18 protein-coding genes are annotated in these 17020 nt (G+C 68.7%); 7 read left to right on the top strand and 11 right to left on the bottom strand.

The genetic code is table 11. From position 1 onward, the window contains the following. The 11 genes from AC1DXX_RS30575 to AC1DXX_RS30625 all read right to left on the bottom strand — a co-directional run. A partial coding sequence (locus AC1DXX_RS30575) for a DUF899 family protein (RefSeq protein ID WP_478137958.1) occupies nt 1–317 on the bottom strand: 317 nt, incomplete at its 3' end. Nucleotides 318–465: 148 nt separating this feature from the next. Next, the gene (locus AC1DXX_RS30580) at nt 466–1149 is read right to left on the bottom strand and encodes a Vgb family protein (protein WP_478137959.1); all 684 of its coding nucleotides are present in this window, start codon (nt 1147–1149) and stop codon (nt 466–468) included. A 47-nt stretch (nt 1150–1196) separates the two neighbouring features. After that, nucleotides 1197–2417 (bottom strand): helix-turn-helix domain-containing protein, encoded by a 1221-nt coding sequence (locus AC1DXX_RS30585; RefSeq protein WP_478137960.1) that lies wholly within the window; start codon nt 2415–2417, stop codon nt 1197–1199. A 246-nt stretch (nt 2418–2663) separates the two neighbouring features. After that, complete coding sequence (locus tag AC1DXX_RS30590) at nt 2664–3638, bottom strand: RNA polymerase sigma factor (RefSeq protein ID WP_478137961.1); 975 nt, start codon at nt 3636–3638, stop codon at nt 2664–2666. After that, nucleotides 3619–3924 (bottom strand): hypothetical protein, encoded by a 306-nt coding sequence (locus tag AC1DXX_RS30595; protein WP_478137962.1) that lies wholly within the window; start codon nt 3922–3924, stop codon nt 3619–3621. Before AC1DXX_RS30595 ends, AC1DXX_RS30590 begins: the two co-directional genes overlap by 20 nt. Before the next feature lie 15 nt (nt 3925–3939). Further along, nucleotides 3940–5364 (bottom strand): MFS transporter, encoded by a 1425-nt coding sequence (locus AC1DXX_RS30600; protein WP_478137963.1) that lies wholly within the window; start codon nt 5362–5364, stop codon nt 3940–3942. Between the two features lie 153 nt (nt 5365–5517). Beyond that, complete coding sequence (locus AC1DXX_RS30605; RefSeq protein WP_478137964.1) at nt 5518–5907, bottom strand: hypothetical protein; 390 nt, start codon at nt 5905–5907, stop codon at nt 5518–5520. Nucleotides 5908–6150: 243 nt separating this feature from the next. After that, nucleotides 6151–7176 carry a Csu type fimbrial protein gene (locus AC1DXX_RS30610; protein ID WP_478137965.1) on the bottom strand — a complete coding sequence of 342 codons (1026 nt, stop codon included), beginning with the start codon at nt 7174–7176 and terminating at the stop codon, nt 6151–6153. Further along, entirely contained in the window at nt 7173–9446 is a 2274-nt protein-coding gene (locus AC1DXX_RS30615; RefSeq protein WP_478137966.1) for a fimbria/pilus outer membrane usher protein, read from the bottom strand. The genes AC1DXX_RS30610 and AC1DXX_RS30615 overlap by 4 nt, the downstream gene beginning before the upstream one ends. An 85-nt stretch (nt 9447–9531) precedes the next feature. Then, nucleotides 9532–10260, bottom strand: a complete 729-nt coding sequence (locus tag AC1DXX_RS30620) for a fimbrial biogenesis chaperone (RefSeq protein WP_478137967.1) — start codon at nt 10258–10260, stop codon at nt 9532–9534. A gap of 10 nt (nt 10261–10270) precedes the next feature. Further along, on the bottom strand, nt 10271–10780 hold the full coding sequence (locus AC1DXX_RS30625; RefSeq protein WP_478137968.1) for a Csu type fimbrial protein: 510 nt from the start codon (nt 10778–10780) through the stop codon (nt 10271–10273). A gap of 329 nt (nt 10781–11109) precedes the next feature. Here AC1DXX_RS30625 and AC1DXX_RS30630 point away from each other — a divergent pair, with 329 nt between their 5' ends. The 7 genes from AC1DXX_RS30630 to AC1DXX_RS30660 all read left to right on the top strand — a co-directional run. After that, nucleotides 11110–11697 carry an NAD(P)H-dependent oxidoreductase gene (locus tag AC1DXX_RS30630; protein WP_478137969.1) on the top strand — a complete coding sequence of 196 codons (588 nt, stop codon included), beginning with the start codon at nt 11110–11112 and terminating at the stop codon, nt 11695–11697. Further along, on the top strand, nt 11694–12968 hold the full coding sequence (locus tag AC1DXX_RS30635; protein WP_478137970.1) for an amidohydrolase family protein: 1275 nt from the start codon (nt 11694–11696) through the stop codon (nt 12966–12968). The genes AC1DXX_RS30630 and AC1DXX_RS30635 overlap by 4 nt, the downstream gene beginning before the upstream one ends. An 11-nt stretch (nt 12969–12979) precedes the next feature. Next, entirely contained in the window at nt 12980–13843 is an 864-nt protein-coding gene (locus tag AC1DXX_RS30640) for a creatininase family protein (protein ID WP_478137971.1), read from the top strand. 64 nt (nt 13844–13907) lie between these two features. Continuing rightward, entirely contained in the window at nt 13908–14894 is a 987-nt protein-coding gene (locus tag AC1DXX_RS30645; RefSeq protein WP_478137972.1) for an ABC transporter substrate-binding protein, read from the top strand. 13 nt (nt 14895–14907) lie between these two features. After that, the gene (locus tag AC1DXX_RS30650; protein WP_478137973.1) at nt 14908–15738 is read left to right on the top strand and encodes an ABC transporter ATP-binding protein; all 831 of its coding nucleotides are present in this window, start codon (nt 14908–14910) and stop codon (nt 15736–15738) included. After that, entirely contained in the window at nt 15735–16538 is an 804-nt protein-coding gene (locus AC1DXX_RS30655; protein ID WP_478137974.1) for an ABC transporter permease, read from the top strand. The genes AC1DXX_RS30650 and AC1DXX_RS30655 overlap by 4 nt, the downstream gene beginning before the upstream one ends. 11 nt (nt 16539–16549) lie before the next feature. Beyond that, nucleotides 16550–17020 (top strand): FAD-binding oxidoreductase (locus tag AC1DXX_RS30660; protein WP_478137975.1); only part of this gene is annotated, 471 nt, incomplete at its 3' end.

Consider the following 17020-nt stretch of genomic DNA (forward strand, 5'->3'; position numbering starts at 1 on the left):
CCTTCGATGTGATCGGCCATGAACGAGCAGCTCGGGCAGCCTTGCTCCCATTCCGGGCCCAGCATGAAGTGCTGCACCAGCAGCTGGCGGCGGCCTTCGAAGAGGTCGGCGAGCGCGCGGCGGCCCTCGGGTGCGTCGAAGGTGTAGTTCTTCTCGACACGCGTCCACGGCAGTGCGCGGCGCTCGCGGGCGATCTGGTCGCGCAGGTGGGTCAGTTCCTTTTCGCGCGCCAGCAGCGCCTTGCGCTGGGCGACCCATCGGTCCTTCGACACGACGGGATGGTTCACTGTGCTTGTTTCTGCAATGGCGGTGTTCATGAGGTTCTCCTTTGGCTCGATGAGCCGTTCGAGGTTCGTCCATGCGCGGCATCACCTGCCCTGGTGGCCGGCGCGCTCGTCTTCGGTCGGCAGACCGAAAGGGGTTGTCAGCGCGAAGGTGTCTTCGCCTGGCGCGCTGGGGCGGGGGTCAGGCCCTGGCGGCTTTCGGACGCCGCACGGCGCGGACCTTGCCGCTGCCTCCGCCGCCGCAATAGAAAAGGTCGGCCCCGTCGGACTCGAGCCCGCTGATGTTCACGCCGCGCGGCATCTCAAGCCGTTCGAGCACCGCGCCACTCTGCGGGTCGATGTGGCGCAGCTCGCTCTCGTCGCCTTCCCAGGTGGCATGCCACAGCTCGCCGTCGACCCAGGTCACGCCGGTGACGAAGCGGTTCGATTCGATGGTGCGCAGCACCGCACCGGTCGCGGGATCGATCTGGTGGATCTTGCGATCACGGTACTGCCCCACCCAGAGGCTGCCCTCGGCCCAGGTGAGCCCGGAGTCGCTCCCGTGGCCGGGCGCGGGAATCGACTTCAGCACGTCGCCGGTGGCGGGGTCAATCTTGTCGATGCGCTGCTCGGCGATCTGGTACAGGTGCTTGCCGTCGAAGGCAGTGCCGGCATCGGCCGCACGGTCCAGCGTGCGGGTGTGTTCGCCGCTCTCGGGGTCGAAGGCGATCAGCCGGGCGCCGGTGGCGGCCCAGACGCGCTGGCCGTCGTGGGTCACGCCGCCCACCTTGTCGACGCCGGCGAAGGGGCCGTACTCGCGCACGATCTCGGCCACACGCACCGTGGCCTGGGGGCTGTCGTTCCTGCTGCTGGTCTTGCTGGTCATCGTTGGCTCCTTGTGGTGCGCCTCGGATCGGCGCGTTGGAGACAACTCTATTCAATCGGGAGCGCAGCGGGGAGTAACAAGATCGTCGTGAATCCCGCCAGCGGCGGCGACAGCCAGCGCTGCGCCCGCGCCCGCCCGAGCGAGCGCACCCGCCCCTCGGCCTCGAGCTCGGCGAGCGCGCGCTGCACGGTGCGCTGGCTGGCGCCCAGGGCCAGCGCCAGGGCCGAGGTCGACCAGGCCGCGCCGTCGGACAGCAGCGCCACCAGCGAGGCCTGGTCGCCGTCGATGGGCGGCGCCAGCACGACCACCTCGCGCCCGTCGCGCGGCCTGAGGGCAAAGCCGCGCGCGGTGGCCTCGATGCCCGCCTGCGCCGCGACTAGCGCGCGCAAGCGGCCGATCTCGACCCGCAGGCGCGCGCGAAGCGTCTCGTCGGGGTGGCGGGTGTTGAACGCGTAGGCAATCAAGGCTTCCCGGTCGGCGTCGCCGGGCCACGCCTCGGCGAGCGCACGCGCCAGGGCGAACAGCACCGGCCGGCGCGCCAGCGGCCGCCACGCGTCGCCGGCGCCCACCCCGCGGCGGCAGGCGTCGACCACCAGCGCGTCCGAGGCCAGGAGCGCCGCGACCTCGTCGAGGAGCAACGCCTGCTCGCCGCCGGGAAAAAGCCGCCGGGCGGCGGGACGATCGAGCGCAGCCTGCGCCTCCGCCACCTCGGCCGCGAGCGCCGGCACGCGCGCGCGATCGGCCGCCTCGTGCGCGCGGGCAAGCGCCGCCCGCGCCGGGCCGATGCGCAGCGAGCGCAGCGCCAGTTCGGCAGTGGTCAGCGCGGCCACTGCCGCCAGCGCCGGCGGCAGGGCGTGCCCATCGAGCAGCGCCAGCGCGGCGGCCGCCTCGCCGAGGCGGCCGAGCAGCAGAAGACGGCGCGCGGCGATGAGCCGCGCCTGCAGCGCGTTGGGGAGATCGGCGTGCGCTTCGAGCGTGACCGAGGCCGCCGCGAGCGCGCGCGGCGAACCGCCGAGGTCGCGCATGGCCATCGCCACCTCGGCCTCGGCGACGACGCAGCGCGCACGCGCCAGCTCCTCGTGGGCGCCGAAGCCGCGGGCGGCGCGCCGCAGCAGTTCGCGGGCGCGCGGGTGCTCGCCGAGCTGGGCCATGGCGATGCCGCGCAGGGCCAGCGCCGGCGGGTCATCGCGCAGGGCGACCCGCTTGAGGGCGCCGAGCGCATCGCCGGCGGCGAGGGCACGCGCGGAGGCGGCGATCAGGGAATCCATGGCGACAGGTTACCCCGCCGCGATCGGCGTCTCCCCGATCGGGTGGATGTGCCAGGCCGTGCCCGCCGCCGGGCTCGAACGTCACGTACGCTCTCGTCGTGCGCGCGGGCGCCCTGGGCGCGGGTCGACCCGCACATGTCCAGGTGTCGGGACGGCTGGCCTTCAACACCCGCGAACTGATCGTCGATGCGGCGCTGGCGGCACACGGGCAACGGGTGACTCGCCTGGCCGTTCCGCGCCGGCAGTTCAGGCCTGCCGCGGCGCCGCGTCCCCTGCCTGGCCGAACGCGATCGCCGCCTCCTGCGCGATGTAGCGCACGTGGCGGAAATCGCGGATCGCGGTGACACGGTCTTCCGACAGCGCGAGCTCGACGAAGTAGCTCGGCCGCGCGGCGCCCGGCGCGGAAAAAACCGCCAGCACCTCGCGGCCGTCGAGCCAGCCCGGCACCAGGTGCCAGTCGGCGAGCTTTGCATAGTTGGTGAAATAGAGCGCCACCTCGCGGCGGCCTGCCGCCTTGCGTCGCGACACGACGTCGAGCCTGACCTCGTCGGCAAGCATCGCGCGAACGCCGTCCCAGTCGTGGGCGTTGAAGAGGCTCGCATAGCGCAGCAGCGCCGGCTGGAACGCACGCACAGGCGAGCTGGAGGGCGCGGCTTCCGGCAACTGGCGCAGCAGCGCGCGGCCACGGTGCAGCGCGGCCTTGACGGCGGGCACGCTCAGTTCGAGTTCGCTGGCGATCTCGTCGAGCGAGTGGTCCAGCACGTCCTTGAGGATCACGCAGCCGCGCTGCGCCGGGGCGAGTTGCAGGAAGCATGAAATGGCCGCGTGCACGGCCTGATGGCGTGCCAGCGCGTGGTCGGGTTCGAAGGCTTCGTCGGCCGCGAGCTCCGACGCGGCATCGAGCGGCTCGGCCACGCGATACGCATCGTGCCGCCAGCGGTCGATCGCCCGGTTGTGGGCGATGCGGAACAGCCAGGGGCGCAGCGGCGGCAGTTCCTTCTGTTCCGACAACTGGTAGTAGGCGCGCGCCAGCGTGTCCTGGACCACGTCTTCGCCGTCGGCGACCGAGCCGGTCATGCGCGTGCAGTAGCGGTGCAGCTCGGGCCGCACATCGTCCACGAGCGCGAGGAACTGCCGGCGGGCCTCTTCCAGCGTGCCGAGGATCGACGCCTCCATGGCGCCATCCACGCGGCCTGTCGTTTCACTCGCCGAAGAATCCATAGGACCCGATCTCCTCCAGTTCCACGGTGACCGGCGGCACTTCGCAGCGCTCCCGGATTCCCGCGGTGAACGCCTTGAACGCAGGGAGTGCCGTCAAGGCGTTGGCGCCGTCAGCGGCGTCATGCGAGACGAGATGAATGAAGCTCGCCCCGTCGGCGAGCCGGAAGGTCGCGTAGCGCAGGCCCGGCGGCCTGGCTTGATGGAGCGCTTCGTACACCGCGCGGACATAGCCCTCGTTCTCGGCCACCCGGTCGGCCTTGACCTTGTATTGCACCATGCGTTTCATGATCGCAGTCCTTTCTCAGGCAGGGGCCTGAACAGTTTGCAGCTTGTTGTCTTTCGCGGGAAGCCGCCAGGCCGCGAGCGCGGCCAGCACCGACAGCGCAGACCCGGCCCCCATCGCCCACGCGAACCCGTGGCTGAAGACCTGGGGCGAAGCGAGGCTGCCGGACTGCGCAAACACTTCGACGAGCAGCGCGATGCCGAACATGCCGCCGAGATAGCGGAACATGTTGAATGTGCCGGACGCCTTGCCGATCTCGGCGGGCGCCACCGCGCTCAGCACGGCGTTCTGGGCTGCGGGCATGGCCATCGAGACACCGGCGCCGGCGGCGATCAGCGGCGGGACCAGGTGGGCATAGGGAAGATCGGGCGCCGCGATCAGCGCGATCCAGGCGCTGCCGAGGGCCTGCAGCAGCACGCCGCACACCACCAGCGGACGCTCGCCCCAGCGGTTCACCAGACCGCCGGCGAAGGGCGCGACCACGAACAGCGTGGCCGTCCATGGAAGCAGGCGCAGCCCTGCACCGAGCGGGCCGGCGCCCTGCGCCTGCAGGAACTGCGGCAGGAAGAACACCGTGCCGTACATCGGCGCGTAGAAAAGAAAGCTCGCCGCGATGCCCGCAGAGAAGGCGCGCGAGCGGAACAGCCCGAGCGGGAGCATGGGGTCTCGCGCCCGCCGCTCCCGTGCGACGAAGCCGGTGGCCAGCAGCACGCCGGCCGCCAGCGACCCGGCCACTTCGAGGCTGGCCCAGCCGGCCGTGTGCCCGCGCGTCAATCCCCACACCGCACCGAGGACCGCGCCGGCGGCAAGCAGCACGCCGGAGAAGTCGAGCGCGGCGGCCGGTCCGCGGCTCTCCGGAACCCGGCGCAGCACGAGCGGAATGACGACCAGGCCCACGGGGATGTTGATCCAGAAGATCCATGGCCACGCCAGGCCCTGGGCCACCGCACCGCCCGCGGCCGGCCCGACGATCAGGGCCAGCCCGGTGACGCTGCCGAAGATGCCGAGCGCCCTGGCCCGCGTTTCCTTGGGAAAGGCCGCGCTCAGCAGCGCCATCGCCAATGGCATCGTCAACGCCGCGCCGGCCCCCTGCACGGCGCGCGCGGCGATCAGCCAGGCGGCGCTGCCCGCCATCGCGCAGGCGGCCGAGGCCAGCACGAAGATCGCGAGGCCCGCGGCCAGCATGCGCCGGCGCCCGAAGCGGTCGCCGAGCGCCGCGCCGGTCATGAGCAGCACGGCAAAGCTCAGGTTGTAGGCGTTGACGATCCATTCGAGCGCTTCGATCGGCGCGCCGAGGTCCTGCCGGATCGCGCTCAGCGCGGTCGTGACGACCAGGGCGTCCAGCGCGATCATGAAAGAAGCCAGGGACGCCAGCGCGAGGACCCAGCGTCTTCGGGTGGCTTCATGGGGGGTGCTGTCAGACAGGGGGGCGGCAGTGGCCACGGTGGTTTCCTTGGTCGCGGGACATACGACAAGGACGTTCGGGCCTGGCAAAAGGATGCGCAGGCTCAGCGTGTTCTCGCCGAGGCGTGCGAAGCGGTATTTACGCCCGGCGACATCACCAGCGGCGACTGGGTCGCGATCGGGGCCGGCCCCCTAGTAAGTAACCGTCACCCGCATCGCGTGGCTGCCGTCACCGGCCGCAGCGGTTGCGGCCTGCGACGGAGCGCCGCCCGTGATCGCCGCCATCGCACCGATCGCGCCGCGCCAGGCGGGGCCGAGGCTGTCGCGGCCATCAGCATCGGTGCCAGCCACCGTGAACGTCGTTTCTCCGATCTTGTCGAACCGGTACTCGCGCCCCTTGATGAGCACCGACGTCATGTTGGTCCAGACGCGGTACTCATGCCCGCCCTTCACGGGTCTGACCTCGAGCACCTTGAAGGTCGGAAGAACGACCATCGTCAGGTTGAACCGGCCCGTGGCGCTGTTCATGTCGCGCTGCGGCTCCGCGGAACTGAGCCGCAACGGCAGCAAGAGCAGCAGCATGCCGACGGCGGCCAGGGGTGGTGCCGTTCGCAGCGATCGCAGCGCGGTCGCCCTTGCAGAGCGCCTGTTTCCGGACATGGGAACTCCTCTCGTCGCAACCCAGGTGGAGAGCATCGCACCGATGCCCTGCCTGGTTTATCGGCAGAGTCGCGGGAAAATGAAGGTAACCCGGGCGCTATTCTTCGCGCATTGCCTGCAATTTGCCAGCAGGCTTTCCCGTGTCGGTGCCGCTGCCGGCGCAGCTCAGTAGGTCACGCTGACCGTCACGACGTCCCGGTAGCTGTCCGGCCGCACGTTGGCGCTGGTGCCGAGAACGCGGCCATACACGGTCAGCGCCTGGGCCTGGCCGGTGCCGGTGCCCGCAACGGTGTTGGTCCCCGTGACGCTGCCCCAGGGGCTCGAGCGGGCGGCATCGCGGTAGAGCCGATAGGCCACCGTGTCCGTGTTGCCGGCCACGCCGCCCGTCGGCGTCATCACCCCGGCACCGGTCGTCGCGCCATTGGATGGCGACAGCGCGACCGTGTAGGAGGTAGGCGTCGTGCAGGTGACGCTGATCGTGGTGGCCTGGTCCTTGTCGGCGGCGCCCGGAAGGCCGTCGACGGTGCCGAAGTTCAGCGGATCGGCCGTGACCAGGCAGCTCTTGGCGACGGTCGCGGTGACCACGAAGGGAAAGTTGTCCGACGCCGAAGTGTTGCACGTCGTCGGCGTAGAGGACGTGCTCGACGAGAGCGTGATCGAGGTGTGAACACTGCTGAAGTTGTCTTGGTAGAGGCCTGGAGGTACGGTGCCCTGGAGAGCAAGCAAATCCCCCCGCATGGTGGCGCTTCCCGACGCGCTTCCCGGGACGCTGCCAGAAATCCGGCGAGGAACGGTAAACGTGGCGACGAAGGGATTCGGCACCGCCGCGTTGCCGCTCGAACCCCAGACAGTGCTGCTCGTCCCCTGATAGAGCTGAAACTTCAAGGTGTTTGTGCCGCTCTTCATGACGCGCGGATTGAAGTTCGTGAGGCCTTCGTCGCCGTCGCCAATGTTGAAACAGACCCTGACGACCTCGGCGGCGGTGCCGTTGTTGGTGCAGGTGTAGTTCAGCGTGGCGGTGGGGGACGTCGGCGTGCTCCCGTCGACCAGATCGACCGTGCCGAAAGCCATGTTCGTCATCGTCGCATTGCAGCTGATCGCCGCCTGCGCACTGCCCGCCGGCAGCCACCACAGCAGCGCGCACAGCAAGGGCAGGCGCAGGGCCTGCAAGGTGCGGGTCAGAAGGTTCATGGCGTCTTGGCCTCCCTGGTGCAGCGCAACGGTCCGATCTGCGGAATCCCGGCGCCGTCCTTGCGATAGTCGAAACTGGTCCGGCAACGGCCGCCGGGCGTCTGCACGTCGAGCGTGTTGCGCGGCTCGAGCGATTCGAGGTACACCGCACCGTCGAAGCCGACCAGCGCCGGTTCGCCGCCCTGTCCGTTGGCGCGCACGCGGCTGCCCAGCGGCAGCGGCTTGCCCGCCTCGTCCACCAGCAGGAGCGCGGCCGCGCTGACCGGCGTGATGCCAAAGCGCACCAGCGTGCCGGCGCGGTCGCTCGGGGTGGCAACCGTTTTCACGCGTTCGATCCTCACGTCGGCGGGCAACTGCATCGGATCGATCGACAGCTGGTTGTTCTGGTAGGCGCGCAGCGGCGCCACCAGCAGCATGCCGTGGCCGTCCGTGGTGCCGATGTCCCGGTTCTCCAGCCTCACCGGCACGCCGGCAATGCCATCGGTGGAAACCACCGCGAAGGCATCGTCGATGCGCCGGGCCGCGAAGGGCTGGCCGCCCATGAACGCGACCGAACCGGTGGCGCCGGCGTAGGCATAGCGGCTGTCGCCCAGCACGCTGATGCCGGCCATCGCGCGGCCGTAGCGGCCCAGGTAGTCGATCTCGGCCTGCCCGCCGTTCTGGCCGCCGCCCTGGCGCAGGCCGGCGCGCCAGCCGATGCCGCCCTCGCTCGGCGTCGAGCTCTGCGCGTCGGCGGAGTAGATGGTGCGGTCGCCGTCGCGCTGGAGCCCGGTGCTGGCCGTGACCTTGCCGTCCAGCGCCCAGGTGAAGCCGACGAAAAGGCTGCGTTCTCGCCGCTTGTCGAGATTTTGGTTGAGGCTCACATTCACCGAGGCGCTGCGCCCCAGCGACATGAACCAGTAGGCGCTCGCCAGGCGCGTTGCCTCCTGCGCCGGATAGCGCAGGTAAAGGTAGCTGAGGCCGAAGCTGCCGAAGCCGCCGGTGGTGTAGCCGATCGATGCGCGGCCCGAGCCGCGCGGCGGCGCGCTGCCGTACAGCGATGCGACGTCGCGGTATTCGCCGCGCGTGCGGGTGCCTTCGACCGTGAAATTGAAATGGTTGTCGCGCCAGCTGTAGCCCAGGTTGAGCAGCGAGCCCCGCTCGCCGCCGTAACTGCTGTGCGCCACCGCGCCCGCCAGCACGCCGCTTTGGCCGAGCAGCCAGGCGCCGCCAACGCCACCCTTGATCAGCCCCTTGGTGGTCTCGCCGTGCGCCTCCAGCGTGAAGCTGTTGCTCACGCCGTAGCGCCAGGCGCCGGTGGCGGCAGGATCGCTGCCGTAGTCGAACGAGCGCAGGCCGTAGTTCTTGCGCACCATGCCCAGGTCGACAGACCAGTCGGACAGGCCCGCCTCCAGCAGCCGTTGTGTGTCGTACAGCGAAAAATCGAGCGTCGTGGCACGGCCGAAGGCATCCGTGAGCACCACCTGGGCGTTGCCCGCGCCGTTGATGCTCGGAACCGAGTTGAGCTGGAACGGTCCCGCCGGCACCCGGCCCGTGTACTGGCGCATGCCGTTGATGTAGAGCTCCACCTGCGAGGGCAGCGTGGCCGACCCCAGGAAGGCCGGCAGCGGGGTGGTCGTGCGATAGGGCTGCAGCGCAAAATTGCGCGAGAGCTGGATGCCGCCGATCCGCGTGGAGCGCGACCACGGCAGTGCGGCCGTAGTGGTGTCGCCTACGCGCAGGGTCAGCATTTCCTCCGGGAACGACGTGCTCCAGGTGGTGTCGAGTCGGACCGAGTCGTGCCTCCAGCCGTCGCCGTCGATGCGGGCCGCGCGCGACATCAGCGTGTTGCTGAGCACCGAGCTTCCGTTGAACGCGCGCAGTTCGGTGAGCGCGTTCAGGCTGGACGTGTTGCCGCGGCCCTGCGTGCCATAGAGGTCGTAGTTGAGCAGCAAGCCGGGCGAAGCACTGGCCTTCGGCACGATGACCGTCGACGTGTCGACCACCGTCGTGGGCAGGCGCAGCACATCGGCGGTGGCATGGATTGCGACGCTCTGCACCGCGGTGTCGTACTTGACCTGCACCCCGGGAAGGCTCTTGAGCCTCACGGGGTCGGACACGCCGACCGGCAGCACGAAGCCCAGCTGCCGCAGCGTGGCGGCACTGGCCCACAGCTCCTGTCCGCGCAGGCCAAAGTGCACCAGGCCCTGCGGATTGCCGTTGAGGCTCAGTTCCAGATAGAGGTCGCTGCCGCTCGGGCCGGCCAGATCGCCTTCCGTGGACGCGGCCACCAGTGAGCTCGCGCCGGCTGCAGCATTCTCAGCCTGAGCGGCGAAAGACATCAGACCGGAAAGAAGCAGCAGTGGCAGCAGGCGTTCAGCGGGCGCGTGGGAGCGGCGGGATGTTTTCCTGCGTCGCGTTGCCATTGATCTTCGTTTCCAGAATGCCGCCGAGGGCAAAAGCCTCCGCGGAAGTCTTCAGTGGCCAACGCATGCGCGCGCCCGGCAAAACGTAGCCCATCAGGCCGGCATGCACCGACGTGCGGCGGCCGACCGTATCGGCAAATTCCAGATCGGCGAGCTGGGCGTGCATGCCGCCGTTGTTCGCCACTTCGAGCACCGCCTGGCCTTCCTCGCGGCGCAACGACCATGCGAGTTGGGGCGCGGGCGACTGTGCGCCCGCGGCTGCAATGAAGATCGGCACCGAATAGCGCAGCACCAACTGCAGGCCCTTCTTTTCCTTCACCTCCACCGGCAGCTCGTCGATGATGACTCGATACGAACCTTCGACGGTACCGGCAGGAACGCCCGTGCGAATCACACGGATCAGCTGCCGGTCGGATGGGGCCAACTGCACCATCGGCGGACTGACGAGCAATTCGCGCGAGGGCGTCAGCTTTTCGGCGCCGTTCTCCTGCGCCCAGTGATAGACCCGCACCTGCGCGTGCACCACGGTGTCGCCGGTGTTGCTGAGCCAAAGACCGTCGGCGTTCTGCGTGGCCTGCAGCGTCAGCGTGACCGGAGACACCTGCAGTCCGCTCGCCGATGTGACCGCATGCGCAAAGGCAAGCGCGAGAACAACGGTGCAACGCAGCAGGTGGTGCATTGGCAATCGATCAGTAGTTGACCAGGACCGTCACCGTGTCGGCGTAGGCGCCAGGCGTCACGTTGGCATTTGCGACCGTGGCGAACACCGGGATCGTTTGAGCGGCGCCGGTGCCGGTGCCTGCCACGCCGTTGCCAACTGCGGTGGCCGTGGCGGTGCTGCCCCAGACGGGACCCGTCGCGCTCACCGAGCGGAGCTGGTAGGCAACGGTGTCGGGGCCGACCACGATGGGGCTCATCACGCCGCCGCCGGTGGTGCTGTTGTTCGAGGGCAACAGGCCGACGTTGTAGGGCGTCGACTTGGAGCAGGTCACGCTGATGTTGCTGGAAGCGGACAAGCCGGTGGCGGAGGAATCGACCGCGCCGAAATCTATGTTGGATGCGGTACCCGCGATGACCGAACAGGCCTTGTTGACAGTGATCAGAACCTGGAACGTGGCAGTGGCCGGGCTCGTTGCTGCCAAGACAGCGCTGGTAGTGACGGCAAGTGTCGCTGCAACGATGAGAGAGAGTTTTTTCATGGGAAACGCCTACAGATGTAAGAAGACGGGGCTCGGTGAATCGAATGGGCAAAAAATGAATTCCAAAGTTCACAACTTTGGGAATGCGAATTTTAGTTAACGATTAGAAGAACGAGCGCGCTGATGTTACGTAAAGAGTCGGATCCGCCCGTCTCTCGTCGCTTTTTTGCAGATTTCCGCGACTTTTGTTACGAAATTCAACCAGATTGGGAACGAGTCTTGTAACCGTATGTTGCCAGACTACCACACAGAACCAAACCGGTGCACCCGCGCTGGCACGTCGCTTGCATAACCTGACCACTTGCTCTGATTAAGCGGTCAAACACACCATGCGCGTGCTCGTCGTCTACTGCCACCCGGTCGAAACCAGCTTCCATGCGGCCCTGCACCAGGAGGTGCTGAAGAACCTGCGCGCCGCCGGGCACGAGGTGGACGACTGCGACCTCTACGCCGAAGGCTTCAATCCGGTGCTCTCGCGCGAGGAGCGGCTCGGCTACCACGAGGTACCGGGTAACCAGTTGCCGCTCAAGCCCTACGTGGAACGGCTGCAGTGGGCCGAGGGCATCGTGTTCTGCTTTCCGACGTGGTGCTTCGGCCTTCCGGCCATGCTCAAGGGCTACTTCGACCGGCTCTTCATGCCGGGCGTGGCCTTCGACATCAGCGACCCGGCCAACGTGAAGCCGATGCTCACCCACATCCGGCGCATCAGCGCCGTGGTCACCTATGGCCGGCCGCGCTGGATGGCCTGGTACATGGGCGATCCGCCGCGCAAGATCGTCACGCGGTACATGCTGCGGCTCACCGGCCGACGCGCCCGCGTGGACTACCACGCCCACTATCACATGAACGTGGCGACCGAACCCCAGCTCAAGCGCTTCATGGCGCGGGTCGGCACCGCGATGGCGCGCTTCGCATGAAGGCGCCCGCACTGCTCGACAACGCGCGGCTGCCGCGCTGGCTGCTGCCTTCGGGCTGGCCGCAGCGTGACGACGTGCCGGTGCTGGCGCGCATTGCGCTCGAGGCCGGCCGCGTGCAATCGGTACAGCCTGCCGCCGACGACGCCGTGCGCCCCGCAGGCAGCTGGGACCTCGCCGGCACGCTCGTGCTGCCGGGCTTCGTCGATGCGCACACCCACCTCGACAAGGCCTTCACGTTGCCGCGCATGAAAGAGGTGCAGCCGGGCCTGCTCGGCGCCATCGACGCCATGCTCAGCGACCGCGTGCACTGGAACCCCGCCGACGTGCGCGAGCGCGCCTCGCGCGGCCTGCAGTGGGCTTGGGAATGCGGCACCACGCATGTGCGCACGCACGTCGACTGGTGGGAGCCCGAGGCGGTGCCGCTGGCCTGGCCGGTGATGGCCGAGCTTGCGCAGGAATGGGCCGGCAAGGTGCGGCTGGAGCAGGTCGGCCTGATCAAGCTGCCGCTGTTCGAAGACGCCTCGCAAGCCTTGCGGCTCGCGAAGCAGGTGAAGGCCACGGGGCCGCAAGCGCTGCTCGGCGGCTTCGTGCATTCCACGAACTGGAGCGAGAACGCGTTGCGCAACCTGCTGGTGGCGGCGCAGGCCTGCGACCTCGACATCGACCTGCACGTCGACGAGGAACTCAACGCCTCGGCGGCAGGCCTGCAGACCACCGCCCGCATCCTGCGCGAGATCGGCTTCGAAGGCCGCGTGGTCTGCGGCCACATCTGCGCGCTCGCGGCGCAGCCCGAGGCGCAGGCCTTCGCCACGCTCGACGCGGTGGCGCGCGCGCCGATCACCGTGGTCTCGCTGCCCGCCACCAACCTGCTGCTGCAGGACGCCGTCACCGGCCGCACGCCGCGGCAACGCGGCATCACGCTCGTGAAGGAAGCGCGCGAACGCGGCATTCCGCTGCTGTTCGCGAGCGACAACGTGCAGGACCCGTTCTGCCGCCTCGGCAGCTTCGATCCGGTCGAGGCGCTGGGCACGGCCGCGCTGGTGGCGCAGCTCGACGACCCCTTCGACACCTGGTCGCAGGCGCTGTGCCGCAGCGACTGGCTGCAGCGCGCCCCCGCCCCGGCGACGCCGACGCTGGTCGGCGCCACAGCCGACCTGGTGCTGTTCACGCAGGCCGACCGCCACGGCTGGCCCTCGCGCAGCGCCACCCGCGTGGTGCTGCGCGAAGGCGGCGTGACGCACGGCGACCCGACGCCCTTCTTTCCCCGCTAACAAGGACACCCATGCTCCACGGCTACATCCCGCCTCACCGTTTCCTGCCCTACCTGAGCTGGACCGAAATCGCCGCACTGCCCGACCGCGAGAACACGGTCATCGTGCTGCCCTGCGGCGCCATCGAGCAGCACGGGCCGCACCTGCCCTGTTCGGTCGACAGCGTGATCTCGTCCGGCGTGATGGGCAAGGCGCTCGAGAAGCTGCCGGCCGAGGTGCGCGCCTTCGCGCTGCCAACCATCACCTATGGCAAGTCGGAAGAGCATCTGCACTTCCCCGGCACGATGACGCTCACCGGCACCACGCTGTTGTCGACGGTGACCGAGATCGGCGAGTCGGTCTACCGCGCGGGCTTCCGCAAGCTGCTGTTCGCCAACGGCCACGGCGGCCAGCCGCAGGTGCTGGAGATGGCCGCGCGCGAGCTGCGCCTGCGGCATGGCGACTTCGTGGTGGTGCCGCACGGCGTGTCGCGCCTGCCGAATGCATCGAGCAAGCAGATCAGCGACCAGGAAAAACGCCTCTCGATGCACGCCGGCCATTCCGAAACGGCGCTGATGCTCGCGCTCGCGCCCGACACGGTGCACATGGAGCGCGCGGCCGCCAATTTTCCGCCGCCCTTCCCGATCAAGCTGCTGTCGGCCGACGGCCGCCCGGCCTGCGCCTGGACCGCGCGCGACTTCGGCCCGAGCGGCGTGATCGGCGACCCGACCAGCGCCACGCGCGAACAGGGCGAAGAGATCCTGGACACGCTCTCCGACAGCTGGGTACAGGCGCTGACCGAGCTCTACGCGCTGCGCTGGGTGGTGCGCGACGAACCCACCTGGGAGCGCGGCCACCAGCAGGGCTTCATCCAGCAGTCGTTCGAGCCGGCCTGAGGCGCGCTCCTTGCATCGACCCGTTCTTTCATTTCTTCCATCCAGCCTTAGAGAGGTTCTCACCATGCGTACTCCCGCTCTTTCCCTGGCCGGCGCCGCCGCGCTCGCCCTGCTCACCGCAGTTGCACCCGCACGCGCCGAGGACAAGTTCACCTACATGACCAACTGGTACGCGCAGGCCGAGCACGGCGGCTTCTACCAGGCGGTGGCGCAGGGCATCTACAAGAAGTACGGGCTCGACGTGACCATCAAGATGGGCGGCCCGCAGGTCAACATCACGCAGATGATGGCGGCCGGCCAGGCCGACTGCATCATGGGTTCGAGCGACATCCAGATGATGCAGGTGCGCGAAGGCGGCGTGCCGGTGGTCAACGTGGCGGCCTTCTTCCAGAAAGATCCGCAGGTGCTGATCGCGCACGACGACGTGAAGAAGTTCGAAGACCTGAAGGGCAAGACGCTCTTGATCGGCGCGCAGGCCAACCGCGGCTACTGGCCGTGGCTGAAGGCCAAGTTCGGCTTCACCGACGAACAGACCCGCCCCTACACCTTCAATATCCAGCCCTTCGTGGCCGACAAGAACACCGCGCAGCAGGGCTACCTGACCTCCGAGCCCTACGCGATTCAGAAGGCCGGCGTGAAGAGCACGGTGCTGATGTTCAGCGACCACGGCTTCCCGGCGTACGCGACCACGGTGTCGTGCATGGAGAAGACGGTGAAGGAGCGCAGCAAGCAGGTCGCCGCCTTCGTGAAGGCCTCGGCCGAGGGCTGGAAGAGCTACCTCGCCGACCCGGCGCCCGCCAATGCGCTGATCAAGAAGGACAACCCCAACATGACCGACGACCAGCTGGCCTACAGCGTGGCCAAGCTCAAGGAGATGGGCATGGTCACCGGCGGCGATGCGGCCAAGCTGGGCATCGGCGTGATCACCGATGCGCGCTCCAAGGCGAGCTACGACTTCCTTGTGACCGCCAAGCTGCTCGATCCGGCCAAGGTCGAACTGGCCAAGACCTACACGACCGAGTTCGTCAAGGACGCCAAGGTCCTGCCCTGAGCCTTTGCTTTCCATGAATCGCATCGAACCCCACACCCTCGCGCCACCGACGGCGCACGCCGTGCCCGCGGTAGAAGTGCTCTCGGCCGAGAAGACCTACCCGAACGGCACGCAGGCGCTGCTGCCGGTGGACCTGTCGATCGCCGAAGGCGAATTCGTCACGCTGCTCGGCCCCTCGGGCTGCGGCAAGAGCACGCTGCTGAAGATGGTGGCGGGCATGCTCGAGCCGAGCGACGGCCGCCTGCTGGTCTGGCGCAGGCCCGTGGCGCAGTTGCACGACTGCCCGCACAAGCTGTCCTTCGTGTTCCAGTCGCCTACGTTGATGCCGTGGGCCAGCGTGCAGACCAATGTGCGGCTGCCGCTGGACCTCGCGAGCGTGCCGCGCAAGGAGGCCGATGCGCGCGTGATGGAATCGCTAGCGCTGGTGGGGCTCGAGAAGTTCGCCGATGCGCTGCCGCGTGCGCTCTCGGGCGGCATGCAGATGCGCGTGTCGATCGCACGCGGGCTTGTGACGCAACCCGACCTGCTGCTGATGGACGAGCCCTTCGGCGCGCTCGACGAGATCACGCGCCACAAGCTCGATGCCGACCTGCTCGAGCTCTGGCGCAAGAAGAAGCTCACAGTGATCTTCGTGACGCATTCGATCCACGAGGCGGTGTTTCTCTCGAGCCGCGTGGTGATGATGGCCGCGCGCCCCGGACGCGTGGTGGAGCAGTTCCAGATCGACGAGCCCTATCCGCGCAGCGCCGACTTCATGGTGACGCCCGAGTTCGCCCGCCATGCGAAGCGGCTGCAGGACAGCCTGCTGCGCGCGAGCACCACCGACGAGGCGTACGCGCGATGAAGGGCACGCCTCTCCTGAAACAGCCGCGCGTGCAGCGCGTGCTCTACCCGGTGCTGATCGGCGTGGTGCTGGTGGCGCTGTGGCAATGGATGGTGGTCGCGATGGAGCTGCCGCCGTATCTCGTGCCCTCGCCCTATCTGATGATGCAGACGCTGGTGACCGACTGGGTGCCGCTGGGCAATGCGCTGCTGGTCACGCTCAAGATCACGGTGCTGTCCTTCGCGCTGGCCACGGTGGCGGGGGTGCTGATCTCGTTCCTGTTCGTGCAGAGCAAGCGCATCGAGACCGCGCTCTTTCCGTATGCCGTACTGCTGCAGGTGACGCCCATCGTCGCGGTGGCGCCGCTGATCATCATCTGGGTGAAGAACCCGGTGGCCGCGATGACGGTGTGCGCCGCGCTGGTGGCGCTGTTTCYGATCATCAGCAACACCACGCTGGGCCTGCGCAGCATCGACCCCGACCTGCAGAGCTACTTCAAACTGAACCGCGCGACGCGCTGGCAGCAGCTGGTGCGGCTGCGCATTCCGAGTGCGCTGCCGTACTTCTTCGGCGGGCTGCGCATCTCCAGCGGTCTCGCGCTGATCGGCGCGGTGGTGGCCGAGTTCGTTGCGGGCACCGGGGGCTCGGGCGCAGGGCTGGCCTACCAGATCCTGCAGGCGGGCTTCCAGCTCAACATTCCGCGCATGTTCGCGGCCCTGCTGCTGATCTCGCTGACCGGCGTGGCGCTTTTCGCGCTGATGGCCTGGCTCACCAAGGCGGCGCTGGGCTCGTGGCATGCGAGCGAACTTTCCCAGGACTGACATTGACGACCATGAACGCTTCCATTCCCCCGATCGAACAGCTGCTGCTCGAACTGCCCGATCTCGACTGGATCACCGACGAGAGCCGCGTCACGCGCCTCTCGCAGGACTTCTCGTGGTTCAGCCCCGTGCTCAACCGCCAGCTGAAGGACAAGCGCGCCGACGTGGTCGTGCGTCCGCGCACCGAGGACGAGATCCGCGCCGTGGTGGGCGCCTGCGCACGCCACGGCGTGCCGATCACCCTCCGCGGCAGCGGCACCGGCAACTACGGCCAGACCACGCCGCTCGCGGGCGGCGTGGTGCTCGACATGACGGGCTACAACGCCTTTCTGTGGGTGCGGCCCGGCGTGGCGCGTGCGCAGGCCGGCATCCGGCTCGGCGAGCTCGAGAAGCAGACGAAGCCCACGGGGCAGGAGATGCGCTGCTTGCCGTCGACCTACCGCAGCGCCACGCTGGGCGGGTTGTTCGGCGGTGGCTTCGGC

The organism is Variovorax sp. P4_B10 (assembly GCF_056402375.1).

Coding starts and splice junctions, on each gene's coding strand:
- AC1DXX_RS30635 (WP_478137970.1), top strand. CDS start 11,694: ATGAAGGCGCCCGCACTGCTCGACAACGCGCGGCTGCCGCGCTGGCTG.
- AC1DXX_RS30580 (WP_478137959.1), bottom strand. CDS start 1,149: ATGACCAGCAAGACCAGCAGCAGGAACGACAGCCCCCAGGCCACGGTG.
- AC1DXX_RS30630 (WP_478137969.1), top strand. CDS start 11,110: ATGCGCGTGCTCGTCGTCTACTGCCACCCGGTCGAAACCAGCTTCCAT.
- AC1DXX_RS30595 (WP_478137962.1), bottom strand. CDS start 3,924: ATGAAACGCATGGTGCAATACAAGGTCAAGGCCGACCGGGTGGCCGAG.
- AC1DXX_RS30590 (WP_478137961.1), bottom strand. CDS start 3,638: ATGGATTCTTCGGCGAGTGAAACGACAGGCCGCGTGGATGGCGCCATG.
- AC1DXX_RS30620 (WP_478137967.1), bottom strand. CDS start 10,260: ATGCACCACCTGCTGCGTTGCACCGTTGTTCTCGCGCTTGCCTTTGCG.
- AC1DXX_RS30610 (WP_478137965.1), bottom strand. CDS start 7,176: ATGAACCTTCTGACCCGCACCTTGCAGGCCCTGCGCCTGCCCTTGCTG.
- AC1DXX_RS30650 (WP_478137973.1), top strand. CDS start 14,908: ATGAATCGCATCGAACCCCACACCCTCGCGCCACCGACGGCGCACGCC.
- AC1DXX_RS30585 (WP_478137960.1), bottom strand. CDS start 2,417: ATGGATTCCCTGATCGCCGCCTCCGCGCGTGCCCTCGCCGCCGGCGAT.
- AC1DXX_RS30640 (WP_478137971.1), top strand. CDS start 12,980: ATGCTCCACGGCTACATCCCGCCTCACCGTTTCCTGCCCTACCTGAGC.
- AC1DXX_RS30605 (WP_478137964.1), bottom strand. CDS start 5,907: ATGCTGCTGCTCTTGCTGCCGTTGCGGCTCAGTTCCGCGGAGCCGCAG.
- AC1DXX_RS30625 (WP_478137968.1), bottom strand. CDS start 10,780: ATGAAAAAACTCTCTCTCATCGTTGCAGCGACACTTGCCGTCACTACC.
- AC1DXX_RS30645 (WP_478137972.1), top strand. CDS start 13,908: ATGCGTACTCCCGCTCTTTCCCTGGCCGGCGCCGCCGCGCTCGCCCTG.